The sequence below is a fragment of the Flavobacterium sp. UBA6135 genome (assembly GCF_002428305.1).
Lineage (GTDB): Bacteria > Bacteroidota > Bacteroidia > Flavobacteriales > Flavobacteriaceae > Flavobacterium.
In genome coordinates this window covers 31,251-53,205 of sequence record NZ_DIVJ01000050.1, presented here as the reverse complement: position 1 = coordinate 53,205, position 21,955 = coordinate 31,251, and the positions used below count along the sequence as shown (strand labels likewise).

The following is a 21,955-nucleotide window of genomic DNA, read 5'->3' as shown; positions in this document are numbered from 1 at the left end:
TATGATGTACTATTATATTTTGTAAATTTAATCACTCCGAATCTTTTATTTTTAACATATTATTTAAACTTAAAATAATATTTTATGAAAAATATAAAGATATCAACAAATCAAAATCTGATAAAAAAAATTAAAAATCACCATCAGATTGTAGCATGGTTTCAAGTAATTATTTTTTTAAATTTAGTTATTTCATGCTCCTATTACAACGTCAAAAACCTTCCAACAAGTTCTGAAAATTTCTCGGAAAACTATAACACCATCAACAAAAATGAAAAATATGTTGTATTGCACACAAACAACAATGATTTTCACCTAAAGAATATCGTTTTAAATGAAGACAATAAAAGTATTGAGGGAGAAATAGATTCTATTTCAAAAAAGCATTTATTATACAACCCTACCAAGAAGAAAAGTGCCTATCAGTATGATAAAAAGAAAGTAATAAAAACAAATGAGGTACATTTTTATACTTCTCAAGAAATTCCTTTTGAAGTAGGTAAATCAATAACAATTCCTTACGATCAAATTGAAAAAGTAGAAGTATATGATAAGGATAGTGGGAGAACACTTTCAAACGTTTTAGGATTTACGTTTGGAACTATTGCCGTTATTGCAATTATCATTGCAGCTACAAAAAGCTCATGTCCATTTGTTTATGTCAAAAACGGAGAAACTTTTGAGTTTGTGGGTGAGTTATATCCAGGTGCCATTTTACCAACTTTAGAAAGAGATGACTTTATAAAACTTCCCAATTATAATTCCAATTCAAATGAATTTGTAATTAAAATCAGCAATGAATTGATGGAAATTCAATACACTGATTTAGTGGAATTAATAGTTGTAAATCACAAAAAAACTCATGATGTTCTTATTGATCAAAACGGAAAACTTCACACCATAACTAAAAAAGAAAGTCCAGTTCAACTTTTTGAAAATGATAAAATTTATACCAAAACCAGTTTAGAATATAAAGATGAAAACTGTTTTTTATTTGATGATGCAGAAAGCAACTCAGACATGAATTCGTTAACACTACGTTTTGAAAAACCGACAACCTCAACTTCTGCAAAATTAATTCTTAAAGCCAAGAACTCCTTTTGGCTTGATTTAATTTACGGAAAATTTAATGAACATTTTGGATCCTATTTTGAAACATTTCAAAAGAATCAAAAAAATGTATCCCCAGAACAAAACATAAATTGGCAAAACAACCAAGGAATTCCATTAACCGTATTGCTAAAAACTAATTCCTCTTGGGAAATAATAGAACGGATAAACCCAGTAGGCCCAATGGCCTTTCGGGATTTAGTTGTACCAATTGATTTAAGCAAAATACATTCAAATAGTGTTGAAATTAAATTAGAATGTGGTTTTATGTTTTGGGAAATTGATTATGCAGCTATTGATTTCAGTCCTAATGAAAATCTGATTGTGAAAAAATACAACCCTAGTTCTGCCATTGATGAAAACGGAATTGATGTCAAAGATTTATTACTTTTTGAAGATCAGAAAAGACTAATTCAACCCAATATTGGCAACGAAGTGATTGTCACTTTCGATAAAGAAAGTAACACAAAATGGGAAAAAGAAAGTGTCTTTCTAAAAAATAGAGGTTACTATGAATACATCAGAGATTATAAAGGCAAACCTAAAGTGAAGCAATTAAAAAAGTTTAAACAAGATGGAGCTCTCTCTATCTATTCAAAAAACGAATATTTACATTTCATAAACAATTTAAAACAAAAGCAAATTGTTACTTTAAATGATTAATTATCAGAAATACAATCAGCTTGTTTTAACTCAAAATGATACAAAATCCATTTTGAATCAACCCCAAATTGCCTCAATTAAAAAAAACAGAACTATAATAACCGGCTTAAAAAAAGAATGGATTGAAATTTTATTTCGAATAACCATTTTTAAAATTGCAATAAAAAACTATCGAAATCCTTGGCATTGGGTTTATGTACCGCTTACATTAGACAAAAAAAGGAGAAAAGCAATTGGCGAACACCGACTTTTTAAATTAATTCATATAAATAATCGCTATTACTGGGGACTTTATACTCCGGGCTGGAATGGCAATTCCTTTCAAAATTTTATTGCTTCAGAAATGAATCGGATAATTCCAATGAGAAAAAAAGTAAATCAATTTATTAATGTCTATGTTTCTATTACAAAAAAATGTTCGTTACGATGTGAACATTGTTATGAATGGGAAAATTTAAATACTAAAGACAATCTTTCTACTGAAGTAATTGTGTCAAACATTATAAAAATTCAACAAAAGGGAGTAAGTCAAATACACTTAACCGGTGGCGAACCCTTACTTCGTATTGCTGCTATTTTAGAAATTCTAGAACATTGTGATAAAAAAAACACCGATTTTTGGGTGTTAACTTCTGGCTTTAAACTAACTGATGAAAATGCCAAAAATCTACACCTCGGTGGATTAACCGGAGTTTTTATAAGTTTAGATCATTTTGATCCGGAAAAACATAATACATTCAGAGGTTATAAAGATGCTTTTTATTGGGCAAAAGAAGGTGTCAAAAATGCAATAAATAACAATCTAGTTGTTGCTTTGAGTATTTGTGTTACTAATGAATTTACATCTACCGAAAACTTAATTTCTTATGTAAAACTAGCAAAAGAATGGGGTGTTTCTTTTATTCAATTATTAGAACCAAAAGAAGTTGGCCATTATGCTGATAAAAATGTAGTGCTATCAAATGAAAAAACCGCTTTGTTAGATGATTTTTACTTTAACATGAATTATGACTCTAATAATAAATCATTCCCATTAATAAGCAATCATGGCTATTATCAAAGAAGACAGGGTTGTTATGCTTCAGGAAATAGAAGTTTTTATTTGGATGCTAACGGTGATTTTAATTCCTGTCCTTTTTGTCATCAGAAATCAGGATCAATATTTAATGACACTTTTGATGATTGTATTACTGACATGATTTCAAAAGGTTGTCCAAATTATATACAAATTAAAACTTAAAATTTTGTTTTACTCTGATATCAATCAATGGTTAATCGGTGCAATGACATTTGCCTTGAGGTATTTTGTTTTGGCAGGTTTGGCTTATTTTGTGTTTTACATCCTTTTTTTCAAGAAATTAAAAACCTTAAAAATTCAAGATAAATTCCCGAATTTCAAACAGCTAAAGCACGAAATACTATTCTCAATTTGTGCAATGCTTATTTATGGTTTATCAACCGGCATCTTAATATTTTGGTATAAAAAAGGGTTTACAAAAATATATACTGACCTTTATCAATATGGAATTGGCTATTTATTTTTAAGTTTATTTTTAATAATCTTAATTCACGACACCTATTTTTATTGGACCCATCGATTGATGCATTCAAATAAATGGTTGTATCGATTTCATAAAATCCATCATTTATCCGAAAACCCAACTCCTTGGACATCCTTTTCATTTCATCCGGTTGAAGCAATTATATCATTAGGTTTTATCCCTATAATTATAATTTTTATACCTATACATCCTTTAATATTACTCATCTTTTTTAGCATTATGACAATCTATAACATTCTAATTCACTTGGGTTTTGAGATTTTTAAAAATAAATCTACACATATGATTTTTAATACTGCTACAAACCATGATTTACATCATCACTATAATGACAAAGTCAATTATGGTTTTTATTTTATAGTTTGGGATAAATTAATGGGAACTAGTGTTTGCTCTTCTACAAAAAACTAAACCCAAGCTCATCACTTGGGTTTAGTTTTTTATTTTAACTTCAATCGTTTTTGCTCTCTGGCTAACAACGTATTTTTGAGAAGCATCGCAATCGTCATAGGTCCCACTCCACCGGGAACAGGAGTAATAAAAGAAGCTTTTTTACTGACCAAATCAAAATCAACATCGCCGGTAATGCGGTATCCTTTTTCGGTGGTTTCATCTGCAACACGAGTAATTCCTACATCAATAACAACGGCATCATCTTTAACCATTTCTGCTTTCAAATAATTTGGAACACCAAGAGCTGTGATAATAATATCAGCTTGAGTGGTGATTTGAGAAATATTTTTAGTATAACTATGTGTTAAAGTAACTGTTGAATTTCCGGGAAAACCTTTTCTTCCCATCAAAATACTCATCGGTCTTCCAACAATATGGCTTCTTCCAATCACTACAGTATGTTTTCCTTGTGTTTCAACACCATAACGTTCTAATAATTCTAAAATACCGAATGGAGTAGCAGGAATAAAAGTACTCATATCCAAAGCCATTTTACCGAAATTTTCCGGATGAAAACCGTCAACATCTTTACTTGGGTCAATGGCCATCAATACTTCTTGGGTATCGATTTGTTTTGGCAAAGGCAATTGCACAATAAAACCATCTATGTTATCATCTTCGTTTAACTCTTTAATTTTTTTAAGTAATTCAGTTTCTGAAGTTGTACTTGGCATTTTAATTAAAGTACTTTCAAAACCCACACGCTCGCAAGATTTTACTTTACTACCAACATAGGTTAAACTAGCACCATCATTACCAACAATCACAGCGGCTAAATGAGGTACTTTTTCACCATTATCTTTCATTTTCTGCACCTCAGCAGCTATTTCATTTTTGATGTCTTCCGAAACTTTCTTTCCGTCTAATAATTTCATGTATCTGTTGTTTTAGTTGTGTCAAAAAAATAAGACGCGAAAAATCGCGTCTGTTTTCTAGAAAATTATCTCATTCCTTTCATGCCGCCCATCATTCGGGCGAGGTTTTTTCCGCCGCCGCCTTGCATCATCTTCATCATTTTGCTCATTTGGTCAAATTGTTTCATCAATTGATTCACTTGTTCCACTTTGGTTCCGGAACCTTTGGCAATCCTTATTTTTCTTTTTCCGTCGATAACTGTTGGTTTTGTTCTTTCTAATGGTGTCATTGAATGAATAATGGCTTCGATATGTTTGAAGGCATCGTCTTCAATTTCCACATCTTTTAGAGCTTTTCCGGCACCAGGAATCATTCCTACCAAATCTTTCATGTTACCCATTTTCTTAATCTGTTGAATTTGAGATAAGAAATCATCAAAACCAAACTCGTTTTTAGCAATTTTCTTTTGCAGTTTTCGAGCTTCTTCTTCATCATATTGTTCTTGAGCTCTTTCAACTAAGGAGATAACGTCACCCATCCCCAAAATTCTATCAGCCATACGAGAAGGATAGAAAACATCAATAGCTTCCATTTTCTCACCTGTTCCTATAAATTTAATTGGTTTATTTACAACAGATTTAATTGATAGAGCAGCACCACCTCGGGTATCACCGTCTAATTTTGTTAAGATAACACCATCAAAATTTAATCTTTCGTTAAATGCTTTTGCAGTATTCACCGCATCTTGTCCGGTCATAGCATCAACAACAAACAAGGTTTCTTGTGGTGTAATGGCTTTGTGAACATTTGCAATCTCGTTCATCATTTGTTCATCAATTGCCAAACGACCGGCTGTATCGACAATAACCACATTAAAACCGTTGGCTTTAGCATGTTTTATCGCATTTTGAGCAATAGATACAGCGTCTTTATTTTCAGGTTCAGAATATACCTCAACACCAATTTGACCTCCAACAACGTGCAATTGGTTTATTGCCGCAGGACGATAAATATCACAAGCCACCAAAAGTGGTTTTTTTCCTTTTTTGGTTTTTAGAAAATTGGCTAACTTTCCGGAAAAAGTAGTTTTACCGGAACCTTGCAAACCTGACATTAAAATCACTGTAGGTGCTCCGGAAAGGTTAATACCTACTTCCTCCCCACCCATTAATTCGGTTAATTCGTCTTTGACCAATTTTACCATCAACTGGCCCGGTTGCAAAGATGTCAATACGTTTTGACCCAGAGCTTTTTCTTTGACAGTAGTGGTAAAATCTTTGGCAATCTTAAAATTAACATCGGCATCTAAAAGTGCACGGCGTACTTCTTTTAACGTTTCTGCTACGTTAACTTCTGTAATCTTTCCATGTCCTTTTAATATGTGTAAGGCTTTATCAAGCTTTTCGCTTAAATTACTGAACATAATTTTTTTCTTTTGTGAAGTGCAAATTTATGAAATTGAACGGGATGTTCCTTAGTAAAATCAATAAAAAAACCATCCTTTTTAGGATGGCTAATTCAAATTTAATAAATTAAACTAATTTTTTTGAAAAGTTAGCAAATCAATACTTCCATCACCTCCACTAACATGTCTTAATTCGAGTTTTGTTGAAGTGCTTGAGAGAATTCGCCAGTCTTCACTAATTTCTTCAAAGGGACCTGCAAGAACATCAAAACTTAAAATCATTTTTAGGGTACTGTCGTCTGTTCCGGTTATCCATGTACCTAATACTGTACTACTACCATTTTCAGCAGTTACCACATTATTTGCAGCAAAAGTAAAATTGTATCCTGCAAAATCTGAAGTTTGATTTACACCCCCTTCAGAAAAAAGTGTTACACGCCATGTTCCGCTACTAACATTTGTAACTACCTGACTAATACTTGGGTTGTTAGAAGCATCATCATCACTACTGCACGCAACTACACTAAGCATAAAAGTGCTTATTAAAAAGGAGAAAAAAAACAATTTTTTCATAATTTATAAATTTAAAGGTTTATTGGTTGTTTTTGAATATTTTAAAACCATAAAACATTCAACACTCATAACGCAAAAAATATAATAATAGTACCCTTTAGCTTATTAAAGTTTCTTTAAGAATTACGAAAAAAATTGAGAGATTACATCCTTTCCGGAACTTCAATTCCCAATAAGCTAAAAGCAGATTTTATTGTTTCGGCTACTTTTTGAGAAAGTTGCACTCTGAATGCTTTCAAAGTGAGGTCTTCTTCCGGTAAGATTGGAACAGATTGATAAAAGGAATTGTATTCTTTTACCAATTCATACGTATAGTTTGCGATTAAAGCAGGACTATGCTGTTGAGCCGCATTTTGAATAGTAATAGGATACGTTTCTAACAATTTGATTAGTTCTTTTTCTTTTGGATGCAAAGTAATTTTTAGAATTAAATCTGAATAATCAAAATTTGCTTTTCTAAGAATTGACTGAATTCTAGCGTAGGTATATTGAATAAAAGGTCCGGTATTTCCGGTAAAATCAACAGATTCTTCCGGATTAAACATCATGTTTTTCTTTGGGTCCACTTTCAGCATAAAATATTTTAATGCTCCTAATCCAATAATTTTATACAAACGTTGCTTTTCATCGTCTGAATAACCGTCTAATTTACCTAACTCTTGTGAAATTTTTGCGGCAGTTTCTGTCATTTCAGCCATTAAATCATCGGCATCTACAACAGTTCCTTCTCTTGATTTCATTTTGCCTGAAGGCAATTCAACCATTCCGTAAGACAGATGGTATAGATTGGCTGCCCAATCAAATCCTAACTTTTTTAGAATTAAAAATAATACTTTAAAGTGATAATCTTGTTCATTTCCAACGGTATAAACCATCCCTCCAACATCCGGAAAATCTTTAACTCGTTGAATGGCTGTTCCTATATCTTGAGTCATGTAAACAGCTGTCCCGTCTGAACGAAGAACGATTTTTCTGTCCAAACCGTCTTCGGTTAAATCTATCCAAACTGAACCATCAGGATCTTTTTCGAAAATACCTTTTTCCAAACCAAATTGCACCACTTCTTTACCAAGAAGATAAGTGTTGCTTTCATAATAATAACTATCAAAATCAACACCTAAGTTTTTGTATGTGGTTTCAAAACCGTCATACACCCATTGGTTCATGGTTTTCCAGAGTTCCATCACTTCTGGTTTACCTGCTTCCCAATCAAGGAGCATTTGTTGGGCTTCTAAAATTGAAGGAGCCTTTTTCTTAGCTTCTTCTTCGGTTTGACCTTGTGCAATTAACTCGTTTATTTCAGATTTGTATTTTTTATCGAAAGCCACATAATAATTTCCAACTAGCTTATCTCCTTTTAAACCTGATGACTCCGGAGTCTCATTTTTGTTTGATTGTTTCCAAGCTAACATAGACTTACAGATATGAATTCCTCTATCATTAATGATTTGGGTTTTATATACTTTTTTACCGGAAGCTTTTAAAATTTCTGCAACCGAAAATCCCAATAAATTATTTCTAATGTGACCCAAATGAAGTGGCTTGTTGGTATTTGGTGACGAATATTCCACCATCACTGCTTTATCATCCGCTGTAGTACTTTTAAATCCAAAACTCGGTTCCGTTCTAATCTCGTTGAGAAAGTGCAAATAGTAAGCATCTGCAATTACAATATTCAAAAAACCCGAAACCACATTGAATTTTTCAACAATAGGCACGTTGTTGACTAAGTATGTTCCGATTGCTTTTCCAATCTCCATTGGATTTCCTTTTATCACTTTTAAAAAAGGAAAAATAACAACTGTAATATCACCTTCAAAATCTTTGCGTGTGGCTTGAAATTCAACTTTATCAACAGTTGTGTCAAACAACTCACTAATTGCTTTTTTGATTGGATCAATTAAAATTTCAGAAACATTCATAATGGTTTTTTTTAAGTCATCAAAGATAAGGATTAACTCAAAACCCACAATTGAATAGAAAAAGAACTTTAAAATTTAGTTTAATTTGAAATTATTCTAAAACAACCTAGTAAACTAGTAAAAAAAAATCGATGAATTACATATTTTTTGTAAGATTTAGATTTACTATAATTCATTTGTGTGTATTTCATCGACTTTTTTTGCATTTAATCGATTTTATTTCTTTTATTTGTATCGTCAAAACAATAAAAAAAAGTGATCTTAATCACTGCAAAATCATTATAAATGAAAACTAAATTTCTAATCATACTTATACTTGGTTCAATTACTGGTTTTTCACAAAGTATTTCTGTTTCAACTAACAATCATACTATTCCGGAATTAGTAATTAATGTTTTAGTTAACTCCCCTTGTTTGCAAGTAAGTAACATTAATTGGAGTACAGGAACAAACTTTGGTTCGGTTAATGGTATTGGTTATTTTGAAAATACAAATCCGAATTTCCCCTTACAAAGTGGTGTTATTCTCTCTACTGGAAATGTATTAAATGCACAAGGCCCAAACACTACTATGTTAAATGATGGTACGAATGATTGGCCTGGTGATACCGATTTACAAAATGTACTAGCTCAGGCTGGAATTGCAATGAATTCAGTTAACGCAACTGTTTTAGAATTTGACTTTGTGGCTTTATCTCCTCATTTTGATTTTGACTTTTTATTTGCTTCTGAAGAATACGGCAACTTTCAATGTCAATTTTCAGATGCTTTTGCCTTTTTACTAACCAATTTAGCTACCGGAGTAACTACTAATTTAGCTGTAGTTCCCTCAACTACTACTCCTATTTCAGTTGTAACCATAAGAGATTTTCTTTACAACTCATCTTGTCCCTCAGTTAACTCTCAATTTTTTGGATCTTTTAATGGTGGTTCCAATGCCGCTTCTGCTCCAATCAATTTCAACGGACAGACTAAAGTAATGAATGCTGCAGCTGTATTGACTGCTGGAGTTCCTTATAGAATTAAACTGGTTATCGCTGACAGAGCTGATCCACAATCTGATTCCGCTATTTTCTTATCTGCCAATGCCTTTAATATTGGTCAAAACGTATTGGGTCCAGATTTGACGAATGTAACAAATTCCAGTTTATGTTTTGGTGCTACTCATACTTTAACTACTGGATTAAATCCCGCAGATTATACCTTTACATGGAAACGTAACGGAACTATCTTAAACGGTCAAACAGGAGCTTCTTTGGTTATCAATCAAGCCGGGACGTATGTTGTAACGTACTCAAATAACGCTTTTCCATGTCAGACAATTACTGACGAAATTATTGTGCACTATCAAACACAATTTGTAACTCCAAATCCTAAAAATATTTACCGATGTCATTCCGGACAAAGTTCGTATACATTTAACTTAGCCTCAAACACGCCTATTATCACTTCAGGTTTACCAACAGGAACTCTGGTATCTTATCATACTTCAGCAGAAGATGCTACTTCAAACAGCAATCCACTTCCTGCAGTATATAACTCAATAGGAAGTCAAACGATATATGTTAGAATTCAAAAAAACGATTCCTCTTGTTTTATTGTTAAAACCTTTGAATTACAGGTAACTCCTCCACCAATTGCACATCAACCTACAGATTTTCATGCTTGTGGCAGAATAAATAATCCAACTCGTGCTAATTTCAATTTAGCCCTAATTAACCCGATGGTTTTAAATGGTCAATCAGCTGAATACAATTTGATCACTTATCATTTAACACAAGCAGCGGCAAATAGTGGAACAAATCCTGTGTCGTTTCCTATATATGGTTCATTGAGCAGGACATTATACATTAGAATTCAAAATATTTCAGACCCAAGCTGTTTCGATACAACTACAGTCAATATTGTTGTGGATGCCCTTCCAATAGTTGATATTTTAGAAGATGTAATTGTATGTGATAGTTATGTATTACCAACACTTACCAACGGGAATTATTTTACCGGTCCTAACGGAACTGGTCAGGCATTATTTGCAGGAAATGTAATCACTGAAACCAAAAGAATTTACATCTATAGAATTTCAACTGTGCAGCCAATTTGCCCAAATCAAAGTAGTTTTTTAGTTACAATTGTAAAACCTGAAAGTTTAACCATTTCAAGCGGAAGTTATTGTGGAAGCTATTTATTACCTTCACTAACTTTTGGGAATTATTTCACCCAGCCTAATGGTAACGGTAGTATACTTGTTCCTGGAACTGCAATTACTGAGACACAAAACGTCTATTTTTATTTCATATCAACGGCTGCTCCTTTTTGCGAAATCAATTTAGGTTATTCTATTGCGATAGTTCCCAATCCGGAGATTGGTACTTTTGAAAATGTATTTGATTGTAGTACCTATGTTTTACCAACTCTTTCAGTTGGAAATTATTTTGATGCTCCACATGGGGCAGGAAATAGTATTCCTGCAGGAACTGCCATTACAGCAACACAAACTATTTTTGTTTATGCACACAATAACACTTGTACTTCAGAAAAAAGTTTCACAGTGTTCATTGGTTTAGATGCCCCAATTTCTACCACAGAATGTGTGAGTTATACGCTACCTGTATTGCCAATAGGCGGCTATTTTTCAGGACCAAACGGAACAGGTACAGCATATGCGGCCGGAACAGTAATTAATTCTACCCAAACTATCTATGTCTATGCTGAAAGCCAATCACAAACTAATTGCACCGATACTCTTAATTTTACAATTACCATCACTCTACCTGTAATTGAAGTGCCAGCAGTGACTACAGCCTGTGAAGCTTATATTTTACCCTCCATTCCGGTTGGGAACTATTTTACTGGACCTAATGGCACTGGGACTCTTTTATCTCCTGGTCATGAAATTACCAGTCCACAAACTTTATTTATTTATTTGAATAATGGAGATGGTTGTGAGCACGGCGTAAGCTTTGAAATTAGTCCAAATCAAAAACCTGAAATTGATGCACGAGGTGATATTGATGGCTGTAATTCTTACGTATTAACTAATTTAACTTTAGGAAATTACTTTACTGGTCCAAACGGAACAGGACAACAACTAAATGGTGGTCATGTAATAACTGAATCGCAATTAATTTATATTTATGCTACCGGTAACGGATGTTTTTCAGAAACTAGTTTTCAAGTTAATGTATTTGATATCCAAGCAGATTCATCTGATGACATCATAGTGTGTGATAGCTATGTTTTACCAAATCTTTCCGAAAATAATTTATACTATACCGCTCCAAACGGCTCAGATGGTTTTGGAACTGTCGTAACACCGGGAACTGTGATCACTACCTCACAAACCTTATATATTCACAAAAAGAATCAAATTCGTCCTTCCTTTTCTTGTGTGGATGAAAACTCTTTTACCATCACTGTAAATACAACTCCGGTTGTGGCTCCAGTTGCAACAGTTTCAGTTTGTAATTCGTATATTTTGCCTGCATTAACTGTTGGAAATTATTATACCGAAACAAATGGAGGTGGCACAATGCTTTCAGCAGGAACCGAATTAACAACAAGTCAATTGATTTATGTTTATGCCGAAACAGGAACAATACCAAATTGTTTTGATCAAAAAAGTTTTCAATTAAATATATTTAATGTTGACGAACCGGCAGATGTTGTTTCTTGCTCCAGTTATACTTTACCTGCCTTAACAATTGGAAGGTATTACAGAGGTCCGAATGCAACAGGTGGTCAAGTAATGGCCGGAACGGTTATAACCACATCTCAAACTTTATATGTTTTTGCCAATAGCAATTATACTCCAGACTGTTTTGATGAACATGTGTTTACCATTACGTTAGTACCGCAACCTTTCGTTAACAACATACCCGTTGGAAACAGACGTATTTGTGACGAAGATGGGGTAAATGACGGCACCACCTCGTTTGATTTAACTACGCTTAATGCTCTTGCTTTAGGCTCACAAAATGGTGCTGAATTTGTGGTAAGCTATCATGCAAGTTTAGTTGATGCAACAGGTAACACTAACGCACTTACAAGTACTACATTACAAAATTTATTTATACGAGTTAGCAATACTTTAGCACCTAATTGTTATGATATTAAACCTTTGACAATCATTGTTCATAAATTACCGGAACCAACCCCAGTAGATGGTTATGTTTGTGTGGAAAGCGGAACTGGAGCTGTATTAAGTACCTTTACTATAGCTGCCAACCTTTCGAGCAACACCCATAATTTTGAATGGTACCTTAATGAAACTAGAATCAATGGTGAATTTGGAAACACGTTAACTGTTTCAGCTCCTGGAATGTATTTTGTAGTAGCAACTAACATAACAACCGGCTGTTCCTCAGAACCAACAATGATTGAAGTTTTTCAATCGGAACCGGCAGCAATAACTTTTACAGTGAGTATGGCATTTAGCAACACCAACTCAATTACAATTAATGCCGTTGGTGTTGGAGGAAATTATGAATACCAATTAAACAACAGTCCGTTTCAAGACAGTCCGACTTTTGACAATGTATCTTCAGGTATTCATACCGTTACTGTAAGAGACAAAAATGGTTGTGGAAGCTCTACAGAGGAGGTTTTGGTTGTAAACTATCCAAAATTTTTCACCCCTAACGGAGATGGATATAATGACACTTGGAATATCAAAGATTTAGCAAATCAAACTAATGCCGTAATCTATATTTATGATCGATACGGTAAATTAGTGAAACAAATATACCCTAATGGACCAGGATGGGATGGCACGTTTAACAATCAGCCCCTACCATCTTCAGATTATTGGTTTACGGTTACTTATGAAGAAGATAATCGTACAAAAGAATTTAAGGCACACTTTTCTCTGAAAAGATAGTTTAGTTGTTTTATTTTTTGACATGGCCTCCCACGTGGAGGCTTTTTTTATTACTTTTTTTTGTAACAAAATCTAATTCTTGAAGTCTACTATTTGTAAAAACATTGTAAAATCAAATAAAATGTTAAATTTTATTAAATAAGGTACTTTGTTATACACAGTATTGCAATTTATTTTATATTTGCATCATCAATCAATCAATCTCCGTTTTTGACGGAAAAAAACGAACAAACATGAAACTAAAAATCACATTGCTCTTACTTTGGAGCGTAAACTTATTTGCGTCTAATGAAAACATTGGTGCAATTACCGGTAAAGTTGTAGACAAGACTACAAATTCTCCAATTCCTTATGCTTCAATTATCGTTAAATCAAACGATCAAATTATAACCGGAGGCATTACAGATGACAAAGGTGAATTTAGCATTACTAAAATTGCCAATGGTACCTATGACTTTGAAATTCAATTTATTGGTTTTAAATCCTATACCACAAAAATTACCATTGACAACAAAACGACAAACCTTAAAACCATCTATTTAGAAGAAGAAGCTACTAAGCTGGCTGAAGTAGAAGTCGCCGCTGAACGCACCACTTTTGTACAAAAAATAGATCGAAAGGTTGTTAATGTTGGTCCGGATTTGGTAAATGCAGGTCCAACAGCTTCCGATGTTTTGAACAACATTCCTTCGGTTAGTGTGGATTCACAAAACAATTCAGTTTCGTTACGAGGAAATGACAATGTGCAAATATTTATTGATGGCAAACCTTCACAAATGTCGGCATCTCAAGCTTTACAACAAATTCCATCAACCTCTATTAAGCAAATTGAATTGATTACCAATCCTTCGGCTAAATTTAATCCGGAAGGAATGAGTGGAATTATCAATATCATTTTAAAGAAAAATTCCAATTTAGGTTTCAACGGTAGCGTAAATGCCGGTGCTAATTTTGGCATAGTTCCTAAAGCAAATACTTCTTTAGACTTAAATTACCGGGTGAATAAATTTAATTTTTATACCACCTATTCCATGAACCATGGAAGAAGAATAAACCAAGGCTTTTTAAACACAATTGATTTAACCAATGAAGACAGAAGCAATCGTTCTGATTTTTATATTGACAATTTTAATAAGAACCACTTTGTAAAAGCTGGTGTAGATTATTATTTGAATGAAAAAAATACGATTTCTTTTTTTACCAATCAAATTTTCAATTCAAATGATGGGATTTTCAATAACACAGTAAACTTTTTTTCAGGAGTAAATCCAGCCATTACACAATTATTTGATTCTAAAAACACCAATAGAAATCAAGTCTATAATTTAGGTTATAAACACGAATTTGAAAAACCTCAAAAAACATTTGAAGCGGAAATAAATTTTAATAAAAATGATAGAGATGAAGACAGTCGGTTTTTTGACGGAAACAATAATTTATTACAAACCAACCAAATCGAAACTCTGGGCAAAAATGTAATCATCAATATAGACTTTGTAAATCCAATAACTGAAACCACAAAATTAGAATTAGGCTTAGAAAGTCGATTTGACGGAACAGACAACCAGTTTGATCGAGACTTAACTTACTTTTCTGATTTTGATTACAAGCGTTCCATTCAAAGTGCCTATGTTAACTTAGGTAAGCAATCCGGAAAATGGGGCTATCAAGCCGGAGTTCGTTTAGAAAGTTTTGACGTGGAAGCCAATTTCAGAAGAGTTGATGAACAAGACGGGCAATTTAAAGATTACATCTTTACAATGTATCCTTCTGCATTTGTTACTTATGCTTATACTGAAAAAGACAATTTTAATTTGAGTTTTTCGAGAAGGGTTGACCGCCCCAATTTAAACCAAGTGAACCCAATCCGAGAATGGAGTAGTCCAACTATTGACCAGGAAGGTAATCCGAATTTAACACCTCAATTTACCAATTCCGTTGAGTTAAATTATACGCGATCTACCAAAATTGGTTCCATAACTTCGGGTGTGTTTTTCCGACTTGTAAATGATCCTATCACTCAAGTTTTCATCCAAAGTCCGTATGACGAAAACAAAAAGTTAATGACTTTTGCCAATTTCAGCAACACTACACAATATGGAATAGAAACGTCAGGAAATTTAAAATTTAAAAAATGGTGGAGTACTAACTTTGGAGTTGACGCTTATTTCAGAAACGTAACCGGTTTTGTAGAAAATATAGATAGAGATTTAGTAGAAAAATCTGTTTTATCTGTGCCGTTCAATGCCCGAATGAATCATGATTTTAATGTGACCAAAGATTTTAGAATCACTTGGTTTAGTATGTATCGCAGTGCCGTTGATGATTTACAGTTTAATAGCAGAGACATGTGGCGTACTGATTTAGGTGTACGATACAATATCTTAAACAATCAAGGTTCAATTAGTGTGCGATATAATGACCTTTTCAATAAAATGAGAGCTCGTTTCTATGGTGAAAATCCTGACCAAGTTGACGGACAGTTCCGTTGGGAAAGCCGAATGTTGAACGTGAATTTTAACTACCGTTTCGGAACCGGAAAAAATAGAGCGATGCAACGCAAACAAAGAGATAAAAACGAAACCCAAGGAGGTGGATTGTTTTAATAACAAAAAAAAGGTTGTCTGAAATGGACAACCTTTTTTTTTAGTAATTAGTGATTAGTATTTACCATCTTATAATGACACTTCCCCAGGTAAATCCACTACCAAAGGCGGCTAAAACCACTAAATCTCCTGATTTAATTTTTCCTTTTTCCCAAGCTTCGGTTAAAGCAATCGGAATGGAAGCGGCTGTTGTATTTCCGTATTTTTGAATGTTGTTATACACCTGATCGTCTGATAATCTGAACTTTTGTTGGATGAATTGAGAAATTCTCAAATTTGCTTGATGCGGAATCAACATAGTAATATCGGAAACATTCAAATTATTGGCTTGTAATCCTTCGTTGATTACCTCACTGAATCGAACTACGGCATGTTTAAAAACATATTGTCCATTCATATAAGGGAAGAAACTTTCGTCGTTTGGGTCGTTATCTTTAATGATATCAGTCACCCAACGTTTACCCATTCCGGGAGCTATAACCGCAAGTTCTTCGGCATGTTGTCCTTCTGAATGCAAATGTGTAGACAGTATTCCTTTGGTTAAATCTTCTTCTCTTGAAATCACCGCTGCTCCTGCTCCATCACCAAAAATTACGGATACTCCCCTACCTCTGGTGGTCATGTCTAATCCATAGGAATGCAACTCAGACCCAACAATCAAAATATTTTTATACATTCCGGTTTTAATATATTGGTCTGCAATGGAAAGTGCATATACAAAACCGGAACATTGGTTTCTGATATCTAAAGCTCCAACCGTTCGTAAACCTAAGTCACGTTGAACCAAAACACCCGGCCCAGGAAAATAATAATCAGGACTCAAAGTGGCGAAAATGACAAAATCAATATCTTCTTTGGCAACACCCGAACGCTCAATAGCAATTTTAGCGGCTTTTACTCCCATGGTAGTAGTTGTATTTCCATCGCCTTTTACAACATGCCTGCGTTCTTTAATACCGGTTCGCTCTTGAATCCATTCGTCATTGGTTTCAATTCGTTTTGACAAATCATCATTTGTAACAATGTTTTCAGGAACATAGAAACCTAAACCGGAAATTTTTGAATGATACATAATGTGGGTTTTTCTAATTTTTGAATAACAAATTTAACAATCTTATAAAATATACTGCTATAACTTATGATAAATTTAGAAATTGATATTTTGACCTAAAAAAAACGTGCTCATTTTTAAGATTTTTAGGAATTAGCGTTCTTTTAAGAAAATGTAGCACGGTTTATGCTTATTTTTGAAAAAATAAAATCCAATGCGTCAATTCCTAACCGTTTTTATTTTTATCCTACTGACTCATTTTGCATTTGCTCAGCCGGATAACACGTTGCGTCCCATAAAAATTGGCCCTATAGACACGCCAATTGCTCCCAAAAACAATACTTCTTTTGATGGTGGCATTAAATTTTCTCCTAAATATAAAATTGGGGAAGACCCTACTCCTGAACCTTTAATTCCAGAGAAGAAACCGGACATGACCCAACAAGATAATTTTGTCAAACCCGATCATACATACAAACCCAAATGGTTAGAAAAAGATTCGGAATCAAGTGAAGCTTATAAAAAGAGTCAATATTTTGGTGATTTTAAAACCAAACACAAAAAACTTCGTATCCTTTGCCGTGATCATGAATATGTTGATGGAGACCGAGTTAGAATTTACCAAAACGATAATATTATTGCTAACGATATTTACCTTACGGCTTCTTTCAAAGAAATATATGTTGATTTGGTCCCCGGATTTAATAAAATTGAATTCATGGCTTTGAACCAAGGTACTTCCGGTCCTAATACTGCGGAATTTAAAATCATTGACGAAAACGGAAATCAAATTATGGGTAATGTTTGGAATTTAGCCACCGGTATAAAAGCCTCTCTGATTGTTATTCAAGAATAAAACTTATTAACTAACTATATGAAAACTAACCTTTTTTTATTTCTATTGGTAGGAATTATGGTTTCTGCTCAAGAAAACATTTCCTATCAAAAACCCCCAAAAGAAATTCTCGATTTAGCTGATTACGAACGTGCTCCTTCTGTGAACATGGACAGTAAAAAGCAGTTGATGATTTTAAGTTATCGCAACACTTACAAAACACTTGACGAATTAAGTCAAGAAGAAATGCGATTGGGCGGACTTCGAATTAATCCGATTACGAACATTTCAAGTACGGTTACGTATATCAATAATGTAAAGATTCGCAAGGTCTCAGACAAAGTGGAAACTCAAGTAACAGGCTTGCCTGACAACCCGAAAATTAGTAATTACGCCATGTCGCCTGACGAGAAAAAAATGGCATTCTCTCATACTACAGCTACCGGAGTTGAACTTTGGGTTATTGACTTAACTACAGCAAAAGCCACAAAAATTACTGAAGCCAACTTAAACGCTAACATGGGAAGTCCGTATAGTTGGTTTAAAGACAGTGAGCATTTGTTGGTTCGGGTGTTGCCAAAAAACAGACCGGCTTTATTAGACGAAAAGAAAAACCTTCCAGCCGGACCAATAGTTTCTGTTGGTGATGGTTCGGTTTCTCAAAACAGAACGTATCAGGATTTGTTAAAGAATCCGATGGATGAAAAGAACTTCGAGACTTTGGTTACTTCAGAACTTTACAAATATTCATTATCCGGAAAAGCAGAATTGTTTAAAGGTGCCGCCATGTATGCCGGTGAGAGTTTTTCGCCTGATGGCACTTATGTTATGATTACTACGCTTGAAAAACCTTTTTCTTATATCGTTCCGTTGAGTAGGTTTCCACAAAAATCTTCGGTCTATGATTCCAATGGTAAATTAATCCGTGAAGTGAACGATGTGCCACTTGTTGAAGTAATGCCAAAAGGGTTCTCTTCCACCCGAAAAGGAAAAAGAAGCATGAGCTGGAGAGCCGATAAACCGGCAACGCTTGTTTATGTAGAAGCTTTGGATGAAGGTGATCAAAATGTAAAGGTTGATTTTAGAGACGAGGTGTTTTTATGGGATGCACCGTTTACCGCTGCCCCTACTTCTTTGGTAAAAACACAACAACGTTATGCCGGAATTCAATGGGGAGATGCCACCAGAGCAATTGTTTCTGACCAATGGTATGACACAAGAAACAGCAAGGCTTATTTGATTAATCCTTCCAATCCGAGTCAAGCTCCTAAGGTATTATCGGATAGAAATTATCAGGATATCTATTCTGATCCGGGAGATTTTGAAACGAAAAGAAATGATTTTGGCAGAAATGTTATTGCTATTGAAAATGATATTGCTCACTTGATTGGCGATGGTTTTACTAAAGAAGGTCAGTTTCCGTTTATTGATGAAATGAACTTTAAAACACTTCAAACCAAACGTTTGTATCAATCTACTTTGAAAGATAAAAAAGAAGATTTGTATTCCATTATGAATGCAAAAACCGGTGATGTTTTGGTGATGCTTCAGTCTAAAAACGAATATCCGAATTATTATATCCGCAACATTAAGTCTAAAAACAAATTAACGCAAATCACCAACTTTAAAAATCCGTTTGAAAGTTTGAAGAATGTGCACAAGGAAGTGATTAACTACAAACGTAAAGATGGTGTGGAATTATCAGGAACACTTTATTTGCCTGCAGGTTATGATAAAACGAAGAAAGAGAAGCTGCCGCTGTTGATTTGGGCTTACCCAAGAGAATTTAAAGATAAGAGCACGGCAGGTCAATCAAGTGCCAATCCAAATACGTTTACGTTTCCAAACTATGGTTCGTTTGTGTTTTGGGTAACAAGAGGTTATGCGGTTTTGGATGATGCTGCGTTCCCGATTGTGGGTGAAGGTGATACAGAACCTAACGATACATTTATTGAACAATTGGTTGCCAATGCAGAAGCTGCTATTGATGCGGTGGATAAATTAGGGTACATCAACAGAAATAAAGTGGGTGTTGGCGGCCATTCGTATGGTGCGTTTATGACGGCTAACTTGTTAACGCATTCGAATTTGTTTGCTTGTGGTATTGCCAGAAGTGGAGCTTACAATCGAACGTTAACTCCTTTTGGATTTCAAAGTGAGCAACGTAATTACTGGGATGTGCCTCAGATTTATAACGGTATGTCGCCATTTATGAATGCTCATAAGATGAAAACACCGATGCTTTTAACACACGGCGAAGCGGATAACAATCCGGGGACGTTTACTTTACAAACGGAACGTTACTTTCAGGCGTTGAAAAACCTTGGAGCTCCGGTTCGTATGGTTATTTTACCTAAAGAATCGCATGGTTATGCTGCGAAGGATAACATTCTGCATTTGCTTTGGGAACAGGATCAGTTTTTGGAGAAGTATTTGAAGTAGTTGGAGATGGAAGATGGAAGATGGGATTTACAAGAATAGAAAAATAGAAATAGCCCCGAAGTCGAGAGATTTCGGGGTTTATTTTTTGGATAAATGGATGGTGGTGCCTTCGGCTAGGTGTGTGTCATTTTCAAAATAGAGGGTTCCGTCGGGGTATGTGGCTTCGATGAGGTAGTGGTTGCCTCTGAAGTAGGCTGCGGTTACGGTAACTTTCAAAGGAGCGTTTGCTACGATTTGCAATTGGTGTGGGTAAAGCAATTGTGTGTTTTCTTCCTTGAAGTACTTTCCTGGTATTTCGTTTATATCCCCAAAGAGGGAGGCGGTGTATATATCGGTTGGGTTGTTATAGAGGTCTTTGGGTTGACCTGTGGTGGCGACTGCACCGTTTTGCATGACGAGGACTTCATCGGCGAAAGAGAGTACGTCAGTGCTGTCGTGAGTGGCGACTATGGTGGTGATTTCTTTTTGTTTTAAATAGGCAAATAGCTTTCGGCGAAGGCTGTTTTTTCTGAAATTGTCGATGTGGCTGAAGGGTTCGTCGAGGAGGAGGACTTCAGGTTCCAGGGCTAGTACTCTTGCGAGGGCTACACGTTGCATTTGGCCACCGCTGAGGTATTTTGCTTTTATGTTGGCATACGATGTCATTTCTACAATTTCGAGAAGCTCTGCGATGCGTTGCTTTTTTTCTTCGGGGTAGAAATTAGAGAGGTATTTGCCGACGTTTTCGGCTACGGTGATGAAGGGCATTAAATCAAAGTCTTGTGCGAGGTATTTCATGAAGGGCATTCCGGGGATGAGGTGGAATTTTGGGCCTTGCACTTGTGTTTCTTTCCAAAAGATGGTTCCGTTATCGAGGTCGTGGAGGCCGTATAGGAGTTTGAGGAGGGTGCTTTTGCCGCAGCCGCTTTCTCCAATGATGGCGAGGTTTTGTGCTTTGGGTAGTTCAAAGCGGATTTGTTTGATGACGGGTGCTTTTTGGTAGGAGAATGTGGCGTTATTGACTTTTAACATGTGTTGTTGGTGTGGTTTGGTGCAAATTTAACGTTTTTTTGGATTGGATGGCGGTTGTCTGGTTTCTGTTGTCGGTTGTCTGTTATGTGTTGTCGGTTGTCGGCTGTCGGTTTTGGTGAGGTATTGTTTTATTGGCTTCGGATTGGGGGGATTTTGAGGTGGTTGGGGTGATTTAGATTTTGGTTGGTGGCGAATTGAATCGGCTTGTGAGCGAATCGAATGGGCTTGGAAGCGAATCGATTGGGCTTTGGAGCGAATTGGATGGGCTTTGGAGCGAATCGATTGGGCTTGCAAACGAATTGAATCGGCTTGTGAGCGAATCGATTGGGCTTTGGAGCGAATTGGATAGGCTTGCGAGCGAATCGAATGGGCTTTGGAGCAAATCGATTAGGCTTTAGAGCGAACCGAATGGGCTTGGAAGCGAATCGATTGGGCTTTGGAACGAATTGGATGGGCTTGTAAACGAATTGAATGAGCTTGGAAGCGGATTGATTTTGGTGTTGTGAGTTGTTGCCTGCTACGCCGAAGGTTCCTTCCACCGCGGCGGGATAAAATTTCGTCTTCGACATCCCTCGGAATGACCGGACGTTTA

Annotated in this window: 15 protein-coding genes; 8 read left to right on the top strand and 7 right to left on the bottom strand. The window is 35.0% G+C overall.

The window, feature by feature from the left end:
- The first annotated feature begins 84 nt into the window (after positions 1–84).
- The 3 genes from B3L86_RS13135 to B3L86_RS13125 are packed head-to-tail and all read left to right on the top strand — an operon-like array spanning position 85 to position 3,746.
- Positions 85–1,773 (top strand): hypothetical protein, encoded by a 1,689-nt coding sequence (locus tag B3L86_RS13135; protein ID WP_291120131.1) that lies wholly within the window; start codon positions 85–87, stop codon positions 1,771–1,773.
- Positions 1,766–3,013, top strand: a complete 1,248-nt coding sequence (locus B3L86_RS13130) for a radical SAM protein (RefSeq protein WP_291120128.1) — start codon at positions 1,766–1,768, stop codon at positions 3,011–3,013. Before B3L86_RS13135 ends, B3L86_RS13130 begins: the two co-directional genes overlap by 8 nt.
- A 4-nt stretch (positions 3,014–3,017) precedes the next feature.
- Entirely contained in the window at positions 3,018–3,746 is a 729-nt protein-coding gene (locus tag B3L86_RS13125; RefSeq protein ID WP_291120121.1) for a sterol desaturase family protein, read from the top strand.
- Positions 3,747–3,775: 29 nt separating this feature from the next.
- On the opposite strand, the gene B3L86_RS13120 is transcribed toward B3L86_RS13125, so the two are convergent.
- The 4 genes from B3L86_RS13120 to argS form a co-directional block, all read right to left on the bottom strand.
- Positions 3,776–4,663, bottom strand: a complete 888-nt coding sequence (locus tag B3L86_RS13120; RefSeq protein WP_291120116.1) for a bifunctional 5,10-methylenetetrahydrofolate dehydrogenase/5,10-methenyltetrahydrofolate cyclohydrolase — start codon at positions 4,661–4,663, stop codon at positions 3,776–3,778.
- A 65-nt stretch (positions 4,664–4,728) separates the two neighbouring features.
- Entirely contained in the window at positions 4,729–6,066 is a 1,338-nt protein-coding gene (ffh, locus tag B3L86_RS13115; RefSeq protein WP_291120113.1) for a signal recognition particle protein, read from the bottom strand.
- A 114-nt stretch (positions 6,067–6,180) separates the two neighbouring features.
- Complete coding sequence (locus B3L86_RS13110; RefSeq protein WP_291120110.1) at positions 6,181–6,621, bottom strand: hypothetical protein; 441 nt, start codon at positions 6,619–6,621, stop codon at positions 6,181–6,183.
- A gap of 143 nt (positions 6,622–6,764) precedes the next feature.
- Positions 6,765–8,543, bottom strand: a complete 1,779-nt coding sequence (gene argS / locus B3L86_RS13105) for an arginine--tRNA ligase (RefSeq protein WP_291120107.1) — start codon at positions 8,541–8,543, stop codon at positions 6,765–6,767.
- A 285-nt stretch (positions 8,544–8,828) separates the two neighbouring features.
- Here argS and B3L86_RS13100 point away from each other — a divergent pair, with 285 nt between their 5' ends.
- Both B3L86_RS13100 and B3L86_RS13095 read left to right on the top strand, forming a co-directional pair.
- The gene (locus tag B3L86_RS13100; RefSeq protein ID WP_291120104.1) at positions 8,829–13,418 is read left to right on the top strand and encodes a T9SS type B sorting domain-containing protein; all 4,590 of its coding nucleotides are present in this window, start codon (positions 8,829–8,831) and stop codon (positions 13,416–13,418) included.
- Between the two features lie 233 nt (positions 13,419–13,651).
- Entirely contained in the window at positions 13,652–16,024 is a 2,373-nt protein-coding gene (locus tag B3L86_RS13095; protein WP_291120101.1) for an outer membrane beta-barrel protein, read from the top strand.
- A gap of 61 nt (positions 16,025–16,085) precedes the next feature.
- Here B3L86_RS13095 and B3L86_RS13090 read toward each other — a convergent pair whose 3' ends face one another.
- Entirely contained in the window at positions 16,086–17,096 is a 1,011-nt protein-coding gene (locus tag B3L86_RS13090) for a 3-oxoacyl-ACP synthase III family protein (protein ID WP_291120098.1), read from the bottom strand.
- Positions 17,097–17,289: 193 nt separating this feature from the next.
- Here B3L86_RS13090 and B3L86_RS13085 point away from each other — a divergent pair, with 193 nt between their 5' ends.
- Positions 17,290–17,931 carry a hypothetical protein gene (locus tag B3L86_RS13085; RefSeq protein ID WP_291120092.1) on the top strand — a complete coding sequence of 214 codons (642 nt, stop codon included), beginning with the start codon at positions 17,290–17,292 and terminating at the stop codon, positions 17,929–17,931.
- A gap of 18 nt (positions 17,932–17,949) precedes the next feature.
- The gene (locus B3L86_RS13080) at positions 17,950–20,352 is read left to right on the top strand and encodes a prolyl oligopeptidase family serine peptidase (RefSeq protein ID WP_291120086.1); all 2,403 of its coding nucleotides are present in this window, start codon (positions 17,950–17,952) and stop codon (positions 20,350–20,352) included.
- 78 nt (positions 20,353–20,430) lie between these two features.
- Here B3L86_RS13080 and B3L86_RS13075 read toward each other — a convergent pair whose 3' ends face one another.
- Positions 20,431–21,363, bottom strand: coding sequence for an ABC transporter ATP-binding protein (locus B3L86_RS13075; RefSeq protein WP_291120083.1), 933 nt, complete (start codon positions 21,361–21,363; stop codon positions 20,431–20,433).
- A gap of 27 nt (positions 21,364–21,390) precedes the next feature.
- Positions 21,391–21,657, bottom strand: a complete 267-nt coding sequence (locus B3L86_RS13070) for a hypothetical protein (RefSeq protein WP_291120081.1) — start codon at positions 21,655–21,657, stop codon at positions 21,391–21,393.
- Positions 21,658–21,687: 30 nt separating this feature from the next.
- Here B3L86_RS13070 and B3L86_RS13065 point away from each other — a divergent pair, with 30 nt between their 5' ends.
- Positions 21,688–21,825, top strand: coding sequence for a hypothetical protein (locus tag B3L86_RS13065; RefSeq protein ID WP_291120078.1), 138 nt, complete (start codon positions 21,688–21,690; stop codon positions 21,823–21,825).
- Positions 21,826–21,955 lie beyond the last annotated feature (130 nt).